Source organism: Pseudomonas lini, from assembly GCF_001042905.1.
GTDB classification, from domain to species: Bacteria; Pseudomonadota; Gammaproteobacteria; order Pseudomonadales; family Pseudomonadaceae; genus Aquipseudomonas; species Aquipseudomonas lini.
Window position 1 is genome coordinate 116,204 of record NZ_JYLB01000006.1, and the last position, 13,580, is coordinate 129,783.

The window sequence follows — 13,580 nt, forward strand, 5'->3', positions numbered from 1 at the left end:
GCGCTGGAAAATTGAAAGTCTATGTTTATTAAAATGAACATCGCAAGGCCGTTTGCTGGCCTTGTGTCAAATATATTGAAACTTTACCGGCCGCTGGTTTAGGGTAACGGTTGCCTTGAGCCGAAAAGCAGGCTGGCCGGGCAGAATTCCTGACAGCGCCCGCATAGAACGCGGGGCACTCGTATTCAATAAGAGGAGGACACTCGAATGACCACCCTGACTCGTGCCGACTGGGAACAACGGGCTCGCGATCTGAAGATCGAAGGCCGCGCCTACATCAATGGCGAATACACCGATGCCGTCTCCGGTGAGACTTTCGAGTGCATCAGCCCGGTCGATGGCCGTCTGCTGGGCAAGATTGCCAGCTGTGACGCCGCCGATGCCCAACGTGCCGTGGACAACGCCCGCGCCACTTTCAATTCCGGCGCTTGGTCGCGCCTGGCGCCGACCAAACGCAAAGCCACCATGATTCGTTTTGCCGGCCTGCTGAAACAGCACGCCGAAGAGCTGGCCCTGCTCGAAACCCTGGACATGGGCAAGCCGATCAGCGATTCCCTGTACATCGACGTTCCCGGCGCGGCGCAAGCCCTGAGCTGGAGCGGTGAAGCCATCGACAAGATCTACGACGAGGTCGCCGCCACTCCGCACGATCAGCTGGGTCTGGTGACACGCGAGCCGGTCGGCGTGGTCGGTGCGATCGTGCCGTGGAACTTCCCGTTGATGATGGCCTGCTGGAAACTCGGCCCGGCGCTATCCACCGGTAACTCGGTGATCCTCAAACCTTCCGAAAAATCGCCGCTGACGGCCATTCGCATTGCGGCGCTGGCCGTTGAAGCCGGTATCCCGAAAGGTGTGCTGAACGTGCTGCCGGGCTACGGTCACACCGTCGGCAAGGCCCTGGCCCTGCACAACGACGTCGACACCCTGGTGTTCACCGGTTCGACCAAGATCGCCAAGCAACTGCTGATCTACTCCGGCGAATCGAACATGAAGCGCGTCTGGCTCGAAGCTGGCGGCAAGAGCCCGAACATCGTGTTCGCTGATGCGCCGGACCTGCAAGCCGCCGCCGAAGCCGCTGCCGGTGCCATCGCCTTCAACCAGGGCGAAGTCTGCACTGCTGGTTCGCGCCTGTTGGTCGAGCGTTCGATCAAGGACAAATTCCTGCCGCTGGTGATCGAAGCCCTGAAAACCTGGAAGCCGGGCAATCCGCTGGACCCTGCGACCAACGTCGGTGCACTGGTGGACACCCAGCAGATGAACACTGTGTTGTCCTACATCGAATCCGGTCACACCGATGGCGCCAAACTGGTGGCTGGCGGTAAGCGCATTCTTCAGGAAACCGGTGGCACTTACGTTGAACCGACGATTTTTGATGGCGTAAGCAACGCGATGAAAATCGCCCAGGAAGAGATCTTCGGGCCAGTGTTGTCGGTCATCACCTTCGACAGCGCTGAAGAAGCCATCCAGATCGCTAACGACACACCTTACGGTCTGGCTGCGGCGGTCTGGACCGCTGACATCTCCAAGGCTCACCTGACCGCCAAGGCTTTGCGCGCCGGTAGCGTGTGGGTCAATCAGTACGACGGCGGCGACATGACCGCGCCGTTCGGTGGCTTCAAACAGTCCGGCAACGGTCGCGACAAATCGCTGCACGCGTTCGACAAGTACACCGAGCTGAAGGCGACCTGGATCAAGTTGTAAGTCAGTAAGGGAGCCCGATTGAACATCGGGCTCCTGAAGGACACAGATCCCTGTGGGAGCGGGCTTGTGTGGCGAGGGGGCTTGCCCCCGTTCGGCTGCGAAGCAGTCGCAAAATCGTTGCGCGCGGCGTACTTGATGCACCGCAATTGCAGGTTTTGGGGCCGCTCCGCGACCCAACGGGGGCAAGCCCCCTCGCCACACAAGCCCACTCCCACACTGTTTTGTGCTGTACATAAAAATATCCACAGGAGTGTGGAACATGCGTTGGGCGACGTATTTCGCCGTTTTGGCGTCTGTCTTGAGCGTCGGCCTGGCCCTGGGTGTCAGCATGCCGTTGGTATCGCTGCGTCTGGAAGGCTGGGGTTACGGCTCGTTCGCGATCGGCGTGATGGCGGCGATGCCGGCCATTGGCGTACTGCTGGGGGCGAAAATTTCCAGCCACCTCGCAGCCCGTCTTGGCACGGCTAATCTGATGCGCCTTTGCCTGTGGGCCGGGGCGGTCTCCATCGGCTTGCTTGCGCTGTGGCTGAGCTATCCGATCTGGCTGGTGCTGCGGTTGATGATCGGGGTGATCCTGACCCTCGTCTTCATCCTCGGCGAAAGCTGGATCAACCAACTGGTGGTCGAGCAATGGCGCGGTCGGCTGGTGGCGCTGTATGGCAGTAGCTATGCGCTGAGTCAGTTGGCCGGGCCGTTGCTGTTGGGCGCATTGGGCACCGAGCACGATTACGGCTTCTGGGTTGGTGTCGGTTTACTGATGACGTCACCGCTCCTGCTGCTGGGTCGCGGCGGAGCACCCACCAGCGAAGCCTGCAGCGTAACCCTCGGTGACTTGTTGACCTTCTGCCGCGGCTTGCCGGCAATTGCCTGGGCGGTATCGCTGTTCGCGGCGTTTGAAGCGATGATCCTGACTTTGCTGCCGGTTTACTGCCTGCGCCAGGGCTTCACCACGGAAATCGCCTTGGCGATGGTCAGCACGGTGGTGGTGGGTGATGCCTTGCTGCAGTTGCCGATTGGTGCGCTGGCCGATCGCTTGTCGCGGCGTACATTGTTTACCGGTTGCGCGATGCTCTTGCTGCTGTCGAGCCTGGCGATTCCATTGCTGATCGACACGCTACTGATCTGGCCGCTGTGGGTGTTGTTTGGCGCCAGTGCCGGCGGGTTATTCACCTTGTCGCTGATCCTGATCGGCGAACGTTATCGCGACGATGCCTTGGTGCGCGCCAATGCCCATATCGCCCAGCTATGGGGAATTGGTTGCCTGATCGGGCCCTTGGCGGCCGGTGCCGGGAGCCAGTGGATCAGCGGGCATGCCTTGCCATTGCTGATGGCGGCGGGCGCGTTGGGGCTGGTGATTCTGGTGTCGCGGCAAGGGGCGTTTGGTGTGGTGCAGCCGGCATAGATCAAAAGATCGCAGCCTTCGGCAGCTCCTACATTTGAAATGCGATCCCTGTAGGAGCTGCCGAAGGCTGCGATCCTGGCAATTTAAGCTACAACATCCGCTCCAGCCCAACCATGCTGCTGAGCCATGAATTGAAGTGTCTCCACCAACCTCCCGGTTCTTCGGTCAATGTGTGCTGCTTGCCGTCATCTTCGGTGACCCAGACGATCTGACCCTTTTCCAGTCGGGCGTGGTAGCTGAGGGCAGGCGCCATGCCCTCCAGTGCCAGTTCGCGCACCCGCCCGGCAAGCTGCGGGTTGTCCACCAATACCCCGACTTCGGTGTTCCACAGTACCGAGCGCGGGTCGAAATTGAACGAGCCGATGAAGGCTTTCTGTCGGTCGAAAATCATCGCCTTGCTGTGCAGGCTGGAGTCGGAACTACGGTAAGAGCTGCTCCCGCTGTGAAACAGGCTCGGTCCGCTGCCGCCATTGTCTCCATTGTCGCCGGGCTGGCGGCGTAATTCGAACAGCTGCACGCCATGCTCCAGTAAGGCTTTGCGATAAGGTGCGTAACCACCGTGCGTGGCCGGTACATCGGTGGCTTCCAGTGAATTGGTCAGCAAACTCACCGACACGCCTGCATCAGCGCGACCGGTCAGGTACACCAGCCCCGATTGGCCGGGCACGATGTAAGCCGAAACCATGATCAGCTCCTTGCTGACCCCATTGAGTTCGGGCGCCAACTGGGTGGTCAGCAACAAGTGCGGATCCGGCTCGCCCTTGGACAATACCTTGCTCGGTGCGTCCCACAACGCCTGGTTCCACGCCCAGATCAACTCCCGGCGCCAGACATCCAGGCGCGGGTGAGTGGTGTAGGCCATCAACTGCTGATAAAGGGCATGGTTCTGTTTGCGCGTTTCCTCCAGGGATTCGTCCAGTCGGGTCCGGGTGTTTCTCAGATCCCTGGCTGTCGGCTTGCTTGAGAGAAACTGTTCGATCGGCTTGCTCAGGGCGCTGTTCCAGTACTGGTCGAAGCTGTGCCCCAATTGCTCTGCAACCGGGCCCACGCTGAGCATGTCGATGTCGGTGAAATTCAGGTTGGGCTCAGCGTCGAAATACTCGTCCCCCAGGTTGCGCCCGCCAACGATCGCAGCGCTGTTGTCCGCCACCCACAGTTTGTTGTGCATGCGCCGGTGTTGCAGCGACAGGTTGAAGAATCGGCCCATGGTTCGCGTAACGACGGTGCTGCGGCCCAGGTGCAGCGGGTTGAACACGCGGATCTGAATCTTCGGGTGGGCGGCGAGGGTTGCGATGATCCGGTCCAGGCCATCGCTGGTGGTGTCGTCGAGCAGAATCCGCACCCGCACGCCGCGGTCGGCGGCGTTGAGCAGTTCGCTCACCAGTATTCGTGTGCTGATGCCGTCATGGACGATGTAGTACTGCAGATCGAGGCTGCTTTGGGCGTTGCGAATCAGCTCGGCGCGGGCGGTGAAGGCTTCGGCGCTATCGGAGAGCAAGCGAAAGCCCGATTGGCCCTTATGGGGGGCGGCCTGTGCCTGGATCGAACGGCCGAACGCTGAATCGGCCGCCGGCAGGGCCTGACTCGGTTCGCGAGGGACGTTGAGTGTCGCGCAGCCACCCAGGAACGAGGCGAGTAACAGAAGAGCGAGCAAGGGCTGTCTGATTCTCACGGCGCGTGTTCCGGTGGTGGCGGTTAGCATATGGACGCCGGATCCCGCGGAAAGGTCAGTCGGTTTGCGCCAGCAGTTTGATCGCCGCCGCGCCGACCTTGCGCACCGCTTCTTCGATCTGTGGTGTTGGTTTGGCTGCGTAGTTCATTCGCAGGCAATTACGGTATTTACCCGAGGCGGAAAAGATACTGCCGACAGCAATCTGTACGCCTTGATCATGCAGCGCCCGATTGAGTTTCAGGGTGTCGAAGCCCTCCGGCAGTTCGACCCACAGCATGAAGCTGCCTTGCGGACGGCTGGCCCGGGTGCCGGCGGGAAAATAGCGGGTCACCCAGTCGATCATTGCGTCGCGATTGCGCTGGTATTGCGTGCGCATCTTCCGCAAATGCGGTTCGAAATGCCCCGCCTTGAGAAATTCGGCAATCGCAATCTGCGGTTGCGGCGCGGTGGAGCCGGTGCTGATGTACTTCATGTGCAGCACCCGTTCCAGATAACGGCCCGGTGCGACCCAGCCAATGCGCAGGCCTGGTGCCAAAGTCTTGGAAAAAGAACTGCAGAGCAAAACGCGGCCGTCTTCGTCGAAGGATTTGATCGTGCGGGGGCGCGGGTAGGTGTAGGCCAGTTCGCCATACACATCGTCCTCGATAATCGCCACGTCGAATCGCTGTGCGAGCGTCAACAACGCACGTTTGCGTGACTCCGGCATGATGTAGCCCAGCGGGTTGTTGCAGTTGGGGGTCAACTGTATGGCTTTGATCGGCCATTGCTCCAACGCCAGTTCCAAAGCTTCGAGGCTGATGCCGGTGAGCGGATCAGTGGGAATTTCCAGCGCTTTCATGCCCAGGCCTTTGAGCGTCTGCATGGCGCCGTGAAAGCTTGGCGAATCCACGGCGACAATGTCGCCCGGTTCGCAGATGGAGCGGATGCTAGTGGATAGAGCTTCGTGACAACCGGTGGTGATCACCAGATCGTTGGCGCTCAACTGGCAGCCGGAATCGAGCATCAGCCGCGCGATCTGTTCGCGCAGTTCGAGGGTGCCGCAGATGTTGTCGTAATACAGACCGGGCATGTCCTGCCGACGGCTGATTCGCGCCAGGTTGCGCAGCAGCGGTTTCATGGTCGGCGTGGTGATGTCCGGCATGCCGCGACCTAGTTGCACGACATCTTTGCGCGGTACGGCGCGGATCAGTTCCAGCACTTGATCCCACTGCGAAATATCCACTGGTCGTTGGGCTGGCCGGCCGACCACTGGCAGCTCCGGCAGTTCGCGACTCACCGGTACGAAGTAGCCGGACTTGGGTTTGGGCATCGCCAGACCAACGTCTTCCAGCACTCGATAGGCCTGTTGCACCGTGCTCAGGCTGACCCCGTGTTCGACACTCAGTGCCCGCACCGAGGGCAACCGGTCGCCGGGGCGATAGAAGCCCTGTTCGATACGCGTGCCGAGCAATTCGGCGAGGTTGACGTAAAGGGTCATAGCGCAGTCTCGGGGTGGGTGATTCGGTTAACCAGTACAGATGGGGCAAAAATATGTGATTCAGAGGCTGAAACGAAAAATCTGTATGGAGTTAATACACCATCGTTGAATCTGTAATGCTTTTCGCCGTCCGCGCATCATGAAAGCTCTGGCTACCCAAGTAAACAGGAGCAATGAAAATGAACGGCTTGAGCGATGTGCGGCTGACGTTACACAGTCAGGAACTGGCGGCAGGGCAAAAAAACGGCGCACGCGAGGCGGTCATGCGCAACGCACCGTCCGGCCTGGGTCGCTGGGGCCTGTTCTGGCATCGTCTGCACACGCGCAAGGCGTTGCTGGAATTGACGCCGGAGCAGCTCAGGGATGTCGGATTGAGTCAGGAGCAGGCGTTGGAGGAGGGGCTTAAACCGTTCTGGCGGATCTGAGTTTTGCGGTGTTCTTTAAATCGATTCGCGAGCAAGCCCGCTCCCACATTTGATCGTCAACGAACGCAGATTTTGTGTTCGACAACGATTAAATGTGGGAGCGGGCTTGCTCGCGAAGGCGTCGATACAGACGCCGAAAATCTTTCAGACCAATTCTTTGAACCGATGCCACAACATCCCCAACGCCAACAACGGCGAACGCAAATGCTTGCCGCCGGGGAAGGTGATGTGCGGCACCTTGGCGAACAGATCGAACCCTCCACTCTGCTGACCACTGATAGCCTCAGCCAACAACTTCCCCGCCAAGTGCGTGGCATTCAACCCATGACCGGAATAGGCCTGGGCGTAATACACATTCGGCTGCTCCTTGAGCCGGCCGATCTGCGGCAGGCGATTGGCGCCGATGCCGATCATCCCGCCCCATTGATAGTCGATTCTCGCTCCGGCCAGTTGCGGGAACACCGCCAACATCTTCGGTCGCATGTACACGGCGATGTCTTTCGGGTCGCGTCCTGAATAATGGCAGGCGCCGCCGAACAGCAAGCGTCGGTCCGCCGAGAGTCGGTAATAATCCAGCGCCACCCGTTGATCACAGACCGCCATGTTTTGCGGCAGCAAGGCGTGAGCCTGTTCTTCACTCAAGGGTTCGGTGGCGATGATGTAACTACCGGCGGGCAGCACCTTGCCGCCGAGTTGCGAATTGAGATCGTTGAGGTACGCGTTGCAACCCAGCACCAGTGTCTTCGCGCGAACCGTGCCTTGGGCGGTGTGGACTTTGACCTCGGGGCCGTAATCAATGCGGGTCACCGCCGATTGTTCGAACAGCTTCACGCCCAATTGCCCGGCGACGGCCGCTTCGCCGAGTGCCAGGTTCAAGGGATGCAGATGCCCGGAGCCCATGTCGATCAAGCCGCCGACATAGCGGTCGGAACCCACCACGCTGTGCATTTCGTGGGCTTGCAGCAGACGGGTTTCGTAACGGTAACCGAGGCTGTGCAGCTCGATGGCGTCTTCGGCGAAGCCTTCCAGGTCTTGAGCCTTGTTGGCGAGGTCGCAGTAACCCCAGGTCAGGTCGCAAGGGATCTGAAAACGCTCGATCCGCTGTCGGACGATTTCCACCGCTTCCAGGCCCATCAGTTTCATCTGACGCACACCGTCGACGCCGATCACGTTGGTGAACTGATCAAGGCCATGCCCGACACCACGAATCAATTGCCCGCCATTGCGTCCGCTGGCGCCCCAACCGATCTTGTGCGCTTCCAGCAGCACTACGCTGAAGCCACGCTCGGCCAATTCAATCGCGGTGTTCAGCCCGGAGAATCCGCCGCCCACCACGCACACGTCCGCAACCAGCTCACCTGTGAGCACCGCAAGATCGGGTTGCGGCAAGCTGCTGGCGGCGTAATAAGAGGCCGCGTGTTGATGGCTCGAGGCAGGTTGCTGAACGGGGGCGTTCATATCCGTCATCCTGATGCGTGTGTTTGAAAAAGTTGACGGAGCATAAGCCGCCGCTTCGCACGCGAGCAACACCGGTCGGTTGGCGCTGTCTGGATCGGGGCTTTTGCGTCAGAATCCCGGTCTATTCCACATTCGGTCACCGCTTCGATGAGTTGCAACAGTCAGAAGATTCGCACGCTACGCCAGCAGATTCCCTCTTTCGAGTGCGTGCCCGGCTGCCATGACTGCTGTGGGCCGGTGACCACCTCGCCCGAAGAAATGTCCCGCCTGCCGCGCAAGACCCGGGCGGAGCAGGATGCGGCGATGGATGAACTCAATTGCGTTCATTTGGGGCCCAACGGTTGCACAGTGTATGACGAGCGACCGCTGATCTGTCGGCTGTTCGGTACCACCAAGACGTTGCCATGCCCCAATGGGCGACGACCGGTGGAGCTGATCCATCCGCGGGTCGAGAAGCAGATTCATGAGTACATGGCTTCTACCCGACAGGTGTTGGTCTGACTGTTGCGTGAATCAGCCTCACCGAGTCGACTCCATCGCGGGCAAGCCCGCTCCCACAGGTGTTGCGCCGATCTTGTGGGAGCGGGCTTGCCCGCGATGGGGCCCGAACATGCACCACAAAGCCTCAATCCGGAATCGGCAGGTTCAAGCTCTCTTTCACTTCTTCCATCACGATATAGCTCTTGGATTCGCGCACATGCGGTAGCTTGAGCAGGATGTCGCCCAGCAGTTTGCGGTACGAGGCCATCTCGGAAATCCGTGCTTTCACCAGGTAATCGAAGTCACCTGACACCAAATGGCATTCCAGTACGTGGGGCAGTTTCAGCACCGCGCGTCGGAACTCTTCGAAAGTATCGCCGGATTTGTAGTCGAGGCTGATCTCGACGAACACCAGCAAGCTACCCTTGAGGTGCTGCGGATTCAGGCGGGCGTTGTAGCCCATGATGATCCCTTCGCGCTCCAGTCGCCGTACCCGCTCGGTGCAGGGCGTGGTGGAGAGGCCGACCTTTTCCCCCAGTTCGGTAAAGGAAATGCGCCCGTCCGCTTGTAGGATCCGCAGGATGTTGCGGTCGATCTTGTCCAGCTCACGTTTGGTCTGAGTGTTGGTCCGCATAGGGGATGCGCCTCCGTGAAAAGGGTTTTTGCCGAGAATTGTCGCCAAATATAGGCACTTATATAGTGAAAAGCACTGGCTAATCTTTTTTAAACTGCCCACATCTTCGGTCTGCACAATAAACGTCAGCGGTAAGCCGCGATGAGGGATATGAAAATGCGCGTTCTGGTCTTGGGTAGCGGCGTCATCGGTACCGCCAGTGCCTATTATCTGGCACGGGCCGGCTTTGAGGTGACGGTGGTTGACCGTCAGCCAGCAGCGGCCATGGAAACCAGTTTCGCCAACGCCGGGCAGGTTTCGCCGGGTTATGCCTCGCCGTGGGCCGCGCCGGGCGTGCCGCTCAAAGCCATCAAGTGGCTGTTGCAGCGTCACGCGCCATTGGCGATCAAGGCCACCGCCGACATCGACCAATATCTGTGGATGGCGCAGATGCTGCGCAACTGCACCGCCAGCCGTTACGCGGTGAACAAGGAACGCATGGTGCGCCTGTCCGAGTACAGCCGCGACTGCCTCGACGAATTGCGCGCCGAAACCGGCATTGCCTACGAAGGCCGCAGCCTGGGGACTACCCAGCTGTTCCGCACCCAGGCGCAGCTTGATGGCGCCGCCAAAGACATCGCCGTGCTGCAAGAGTCCGGCGTGCCGTTCGAATTGCTCGACCGCGCAGGCATTGCCCGGGTCGAACCGGCCCTGGCCAGTGTCACCGACATCCTCGCCGGTGCCTTGCGCCTGCCAAACGACCAGACCGGCGACTGCCAGATCTTCACTACCCGCCTGGCCGAAATGGCCACGAAACTGGGTGTGGAATTCCGTTTCGGCCAGGACATTCAGCGCCTCGACTTCGCCGGTGATCGCATCAACGGCGTATGGATCGACGGCAAGCTGGAAACTGCCGACCGCTACGTGCTGGCGTTGGGCAGCTACTCGCCGCAATTGCTCAAGCCGTTGGGCATCCGGGCTCCGGTGTATCCGCTCAAGGGTTACTCGCTGACCGTGCCGATCATCAATCCGGCGATGGCCCCGACGTCGACCATTCTCGACGAGACCTACAAGGTCGCGATCACACGTTTCGACAACCGCATCCGCGTCGGCGGCATGGCGGAAATTGCCGGTTTTGACCTGTCGTTGAATCCGCGTCGACGCGAAACCCTGGAGATGATCGTCAACGACCTTTATCCTCAGGGCGGCGATCTGCCTCAGGCGAGTTTCTGGACCGGTCTGCGTCCGACCACTCCGGATGGCACGCCGATTGTCGGTGCCACGCCGTTCAAAAATCTGTTTCTGAACACGGGCCACGGTACGCTCGGCTGGACTATGGCCTGTGGTTCCGGTCGTTTGCTGGCGGACCTGATGGCCAAGAGAACGCCGCAGATCAGCGCCGAAGGCCTCGATATTTCCCGTTATGGCAACAAACTCAAGGAGTCTGCAAAACATGTCAATCCAGCGCCAGCTCACCAATGAGCGCATGAGCCAGATCGTTGTCCACAACAGTACCGTGTATCTGGCAGGGCAGGTCGGCGATGACATGAGCGCCGGGATTGAACAGCAGACCCGTGAAACCCTCGCCAACATCGAGCGTTTGCTGGATCTGGCCGGGACCGACAAGAACCGTCTGCTGTCGGTGACGATTTACCTGAAAGACATCGATGCGCACTTCGCAGGCATGAATTCGGTGTGGGACCAGTGGCTGCCAAAAGGCGTCGCCCCGGCCCGCGCTACCGTTGAATCGAAGCTGTGCGAACCGGAAATCCTGGTCGAGCTGTCGGTTGTTGCCGCGCTGCCATAACGCTCAGCCAGAAAGATCCCTCTCCCGGCGCTGTTGGCGGTTCACGCTGTCAGCCAGCGCCGGTTTTTTTTCAAATGACCGACTAGAAGTCTGCCGCCATGCGTCCAGCCCGTGCCCTGATCGACCTTCAAGCCCTGCGCCACAACTACCGGATCGCCCGTGAAGTCACAGGGGCAAAAGCCCTCGCGGTGATCAAGGCCGATGCCTATGGCCATGGCGCGGTACGCTGCGCCCAGGCGCTGGAAGCCGAGGCGGACGGGTTTGCCGTGGCGTGCATCGAAGAGGCGTTGGAGCTGCGTGCCGCCGGTATTCGTGCGCCGGTGTTGTTGCTCGAAGGTTTTTTCGAAGCTGATGAGCTGTCGCTGATCGTCGAGCATGATTTCTGGTGCGTGGTGCATTCGCTGTGGCAGCTCGAAGCCATCGAAAAAGCCGCGCTGAGCAAACCGATCACAGTCTGGCTCAAGCTCGACTCGGGCATGCATCGGGTTGGCTTGCACCCGGCGGATTACCAGGCGGCCTATCAACGGCTGCTGGCCAGCGGCAAAGTGGCGAAGATCGTGCTGATGAGTCACTTCGCTCGCGCCGATGAGCTACATTACCAGACCAGCGCCGAGCAGGTCGCGGTGTTCGAGGCGGCGCGTCAGGGTTTGGCGGCTGAAATCAGCCTGCGTAATTCGCCAGCGGTGCTCGGTTGGCCGCAGATTCCGAGCGATTGGGTGCGTCCGGGCATCATGCTCTACGGCGCGACACCTTTCGAAGAGGCCAATGCCGTGGCAGCCCGCCTGCAACCGGTGATGACCCTGGAATCGAAAGTGATTTGCGTGCGTGAACTGCCGGCCGGCGAGCCGATTGGTTACGGCGCGAAATTCGTCACCCCCAAGCCAATGCGCGTTGGCGTGGTGGCGATGGGGTATGCCGACGGCTATCCACGTCAGGCACCGACCGGTACGCCCGTGATGGTCGCCGGGCAGCGCAGCCAGTTGATTGGCCGCGTGTCGATGGACATGCTCTGCATCGACCTGACCGACGTGCCGCAAGCCGGCCTCGGTTCGCCCGTCGAGTTGTGGGGCAAAAATATCCTCGCCAGTGACGTTGCGACGGCCGCGGGCACGATTCCTTACCAGATCTTCTGCAACCTGCGTCGAGTGCCGCTGCTCTATTCCGGGGCCTGACGAATAAGGTTCCCGACCGAAAGTCGCTTCGCCAAACAGGATTCAGGTCCAAGTGTTGTAAATACTGAACGCTGTCGCCATGATAACGCTCAATATTCCTGCAAACCTGAATCCCTGGAGGCTCCAGCATTGGACGTCGGTGAACGACTGCAATCGATCCGTAAGCTCAAAGGTCTTTCCCAGCGTGAGCTCGCCAAACGCGCGGGTGTAACCAACAGCACCATTTCGATGATCGAGAAGAACAGCGTCAGCCCCTCGATCAGTTCGCTGAGGAAGGTACTGGGCGGGATTCCCATGTCCATGGTCGAGTTCTTTTCCGAAGAAATCCTGCAGGAAAAACCGACTCAGATCGTCTACAAAGCCCACGAGCTGATCGATATTTCCGATGGGGCAGTGACCATGAAACTGGTCGGTCGGGCTCACCCGAGCCGGGCTATCGCGTTCCTCAACGAAATCTACCCGCCAGGCGCCGATACCGGTGACGAGATGCTCACCCATGAGGGCGAGGAAACCGGGATTCTGGTGGAAGGTCGGCTGGAGCTGGTGGTCGGGCTCGAAACATTTGTGCTCGAAGCCGGCGATAGCTACTACTTTGAAAGTACCAAGCCGCACCGCTTCCGTAATCCGTTCGATGCCCCGGCGCGACTAATCAGCGCAGCTACCCCAGCGAATTTCTAAGAGAAGAGGCGTCCTGCCCGGATTGTGGAGACGCCCATGCTGTATTCCCGTCCCACGACAAGACCCCTTCGACTTTGGGGTTGTTTCAGTGTGGCGGGCTTACCGCTATACTTGCGCCCGCCTGCGAACCGTGGCCGTGGGCGTGACTAGCCACCATTGAGGGTGAACGCGTGAATCTAATTATGAAAATGCTGGCCGTACCAGCAACCGTATTGGCCCTTTGGGCAGTCAGCGCACAAGCAGCGACCAACGACGATATCGCTAAACGTCTTGAGCCAGTCGGCCAGGTTTGTGTGCAGGGCAAAGAGTGCAAGGGGATGGAAGTCACTGCTTCTGCGGGGGGTGGTGATGCCAAGACCCCTGACTCGGTGATTGCAAAACATTGCAACGCTTGCCACGGTACCGGCCTGTTGGGCGCACCGAAAGTCGGTGATGCCGCAGCCTGGGGCGAGCGCGCCAAGAAAGAAGGCGGCCTTGACGGCTTGCTGGCGAAAGCGATCTCCGGCGTCAACGCGATGCCACCAAAAGGCACCTGCGCCGATTGCTCTGATGCCGATCTCAAGGGCGCCATCCAGAAGATGTCCGGTCTGAAGTAAGCCCGGTCTTCAACGAAAAGCCGCTTTCGAGCGGCTTTTTTGTGCCTGCGATTTTTCCCTGAGGCTATTCTTTGCTGCAAAGACCCAACCCCAATTCAT

General features: G+C 59.9%; 13 protein-coding genes. 9 read left to right on the forward strand and 4 right to left on the reverse strand.

The annotated features are described in order from the left end of the window. Positions 1-207: 207 nt before the first annotated feature. Positions 208-1,701: an aldehyde dehydrogenase gene (locus TU81_RS18715; RefSeq protein WP_038980753.1), complete on the forward strand. Its 1,494-nt coding sequence runs from the start codon at positions 208-210 to the stop codon at positions 1,699-1,701. Between the two features lie 259 nt (positions 1,702-1,960). Beyond that, complete coding sequence (locus TU81_RS18720; protein ID WP_048396267.1) at positions 1,961-3,103, forward strand: MFS transporter; 1,143 nt, start codon at positions 1,961-1,963, stop codon at positions 3,101-3,103. An 88-nt stretch (positions 3,104-3,191) separates the two neighbouring features. Here TU81_RS18720 and TU81_RS18725 read toward each other — a convergent pair whose 3' ends face one another. Next, a complete protein-coding gene (locus TU81_RS18725; RefSeq protein WP_088500337.1) occupies positions 3,192-4,775 on the reverse strand; it encodes a phospholipase D family protein in 1,584 nt (527 codons plus the stop codon). A gap of 55 nt (positions 4,776-4,830) precedes the next feature. Continuing rightward, positions 4,831-6,252, reverse strand: a complete 1,422-nt coding sequence (locus tag TU81_RS18730) for an aminotransferase-like domain-containing protein (protein WP_048396269.1) — start codon at positions 6,250-6,252, stop codon at positions 4,831-4,833. Positions 6,253-6,431: 179 nt separating this feature from the next. Between TU81_RS18730 and TU81_RS18735 the strand changes: the two genes are divergently transcribed. Then, positions 6,432-6,677, forward strand: a complete 246-nt coding sequence (locus TU81_RS18735) for a DUF1127 domain-containing protein (protein WP_038980761.1) — start codon at positions 6,432-6,434, stop codon at positions 6,675-6,677. 144 nt (positions 6,678-6,821) lie between these two features. Here TU81_RS18735 and TU81_RS18740 read toward each other — a convergent pair whose 3' ends face one another. Continuing rightward, complete coding sequence (locus tag TU81_RS18740; protein WP_048396270.1) at positions 6,822-8,135, reverse strand: NAD(P)/FAD-dependent oxidoreductase; 1,314 nt, start codon at positions 8,133-8,135, stop codon at positions 6,822-6,824. Between the two features lie 147 nt (positions 8,136-8,282). Between TU81_RS18740 and TU81_RS18745 the strand changes: the two genes are divergently transcribed. After that, positions 8,283-8,636 (forward strand): YkgJ family cysteine cluster protein, encoded by a 354-nt coding sequence (locus tag TU81_RS18745; protein ID WP_007894729.1) that lies wholly within the window; start codon positions 8,283-8,285, stop codon positions 8,634-8,636. A gap of 124 nt (positions 8,637-8,760) precedes the next feature. On the opposite strand, the gene TU81_RS18750 is transcribed toward TU81_RS18745, so the two are convergent. Then, positions 8,761-9,249, reverse strand: coding sequence for an Lrp/AsnC ligand binding domain-containing protein (locus tag TU81_RS18750; RefSeq protein ID WP_003206849.1), 489 nt, complete (start codon positions 9,247-9,249; stop codon positions 8,761-8,763). Between the two features lie 156 nt (positions 9,250-9,405). Between TU81_RS18750 and dadA the strand changes: the two genes are divergently transcribed. The 5 genes from dadA (at position 9,406) to TU81_RS18775 (ending at position 13,481) form a co-directional block, all read left to right on the forward strand. After that, positions 9,406-10,710, forward strand: a complete 1,305-nt coding sequence (gene dadA, locus TU81_RS18755) for a D-amino acid dehydrogenase (protein WP_048396415.1) — start codon at positions 9,406-9,408, stop codon at positions 10,708-10,710. Beyond that, positions 10,682-11,035 carry a RidA family protein gene (locus tag TU81_RS18760; RefSeq protein ID WP_048396271.1) on the forward strand — a complete coding sequence of 118 codons (354 nt, stop codon included), beginning with the start codon at positions 10,682-10,684 and terminating at the stop codon, positions 11,033-11,035. The genes dadA and TU81_RS18760 overlap by 29 nt, the downstream gene beginning before the upstream one ends. Before the next feature lie 98 nt (positions 11,036-11,133). After that, the gene (gene alr / locus TU81_RS18765; protein WP_048396272.1) at positions 11,134-12,207 is read left to right on the forward strand and encodes an alanine racemase; all 1,074 of its coding nucleotides are present in this window, start codon (positions 11,134-11,136) and stop codon (positions 12,205-12,207) included. Positions 12,208-12,336: 129 nt separating this feature from the next. After that, positions 12,337-12,885 (forward strand): cupin domain-containing protein, encoded by a 549-nt coding sequence (locus tag TU81_RS18770; RefSeq protein ID WP_007894746.1) that lies wholly within the window; start codon positions 12,337-12,339, stop codon positions 12,883-12,885. Positions 12,886-13,055: 170 nt separating this feature from the next. After that, a complete protein-coding gene (locus TU81_RS18775; RefSeq protein WP_082157860.1) occupies positions 13,056-13,481 on the forward strand; it encodes a c-type cytochrome in 426 nt (141 codons plus the stop codon). Positions 13,482-13,580: the final 99 nt, after the last annotated feature.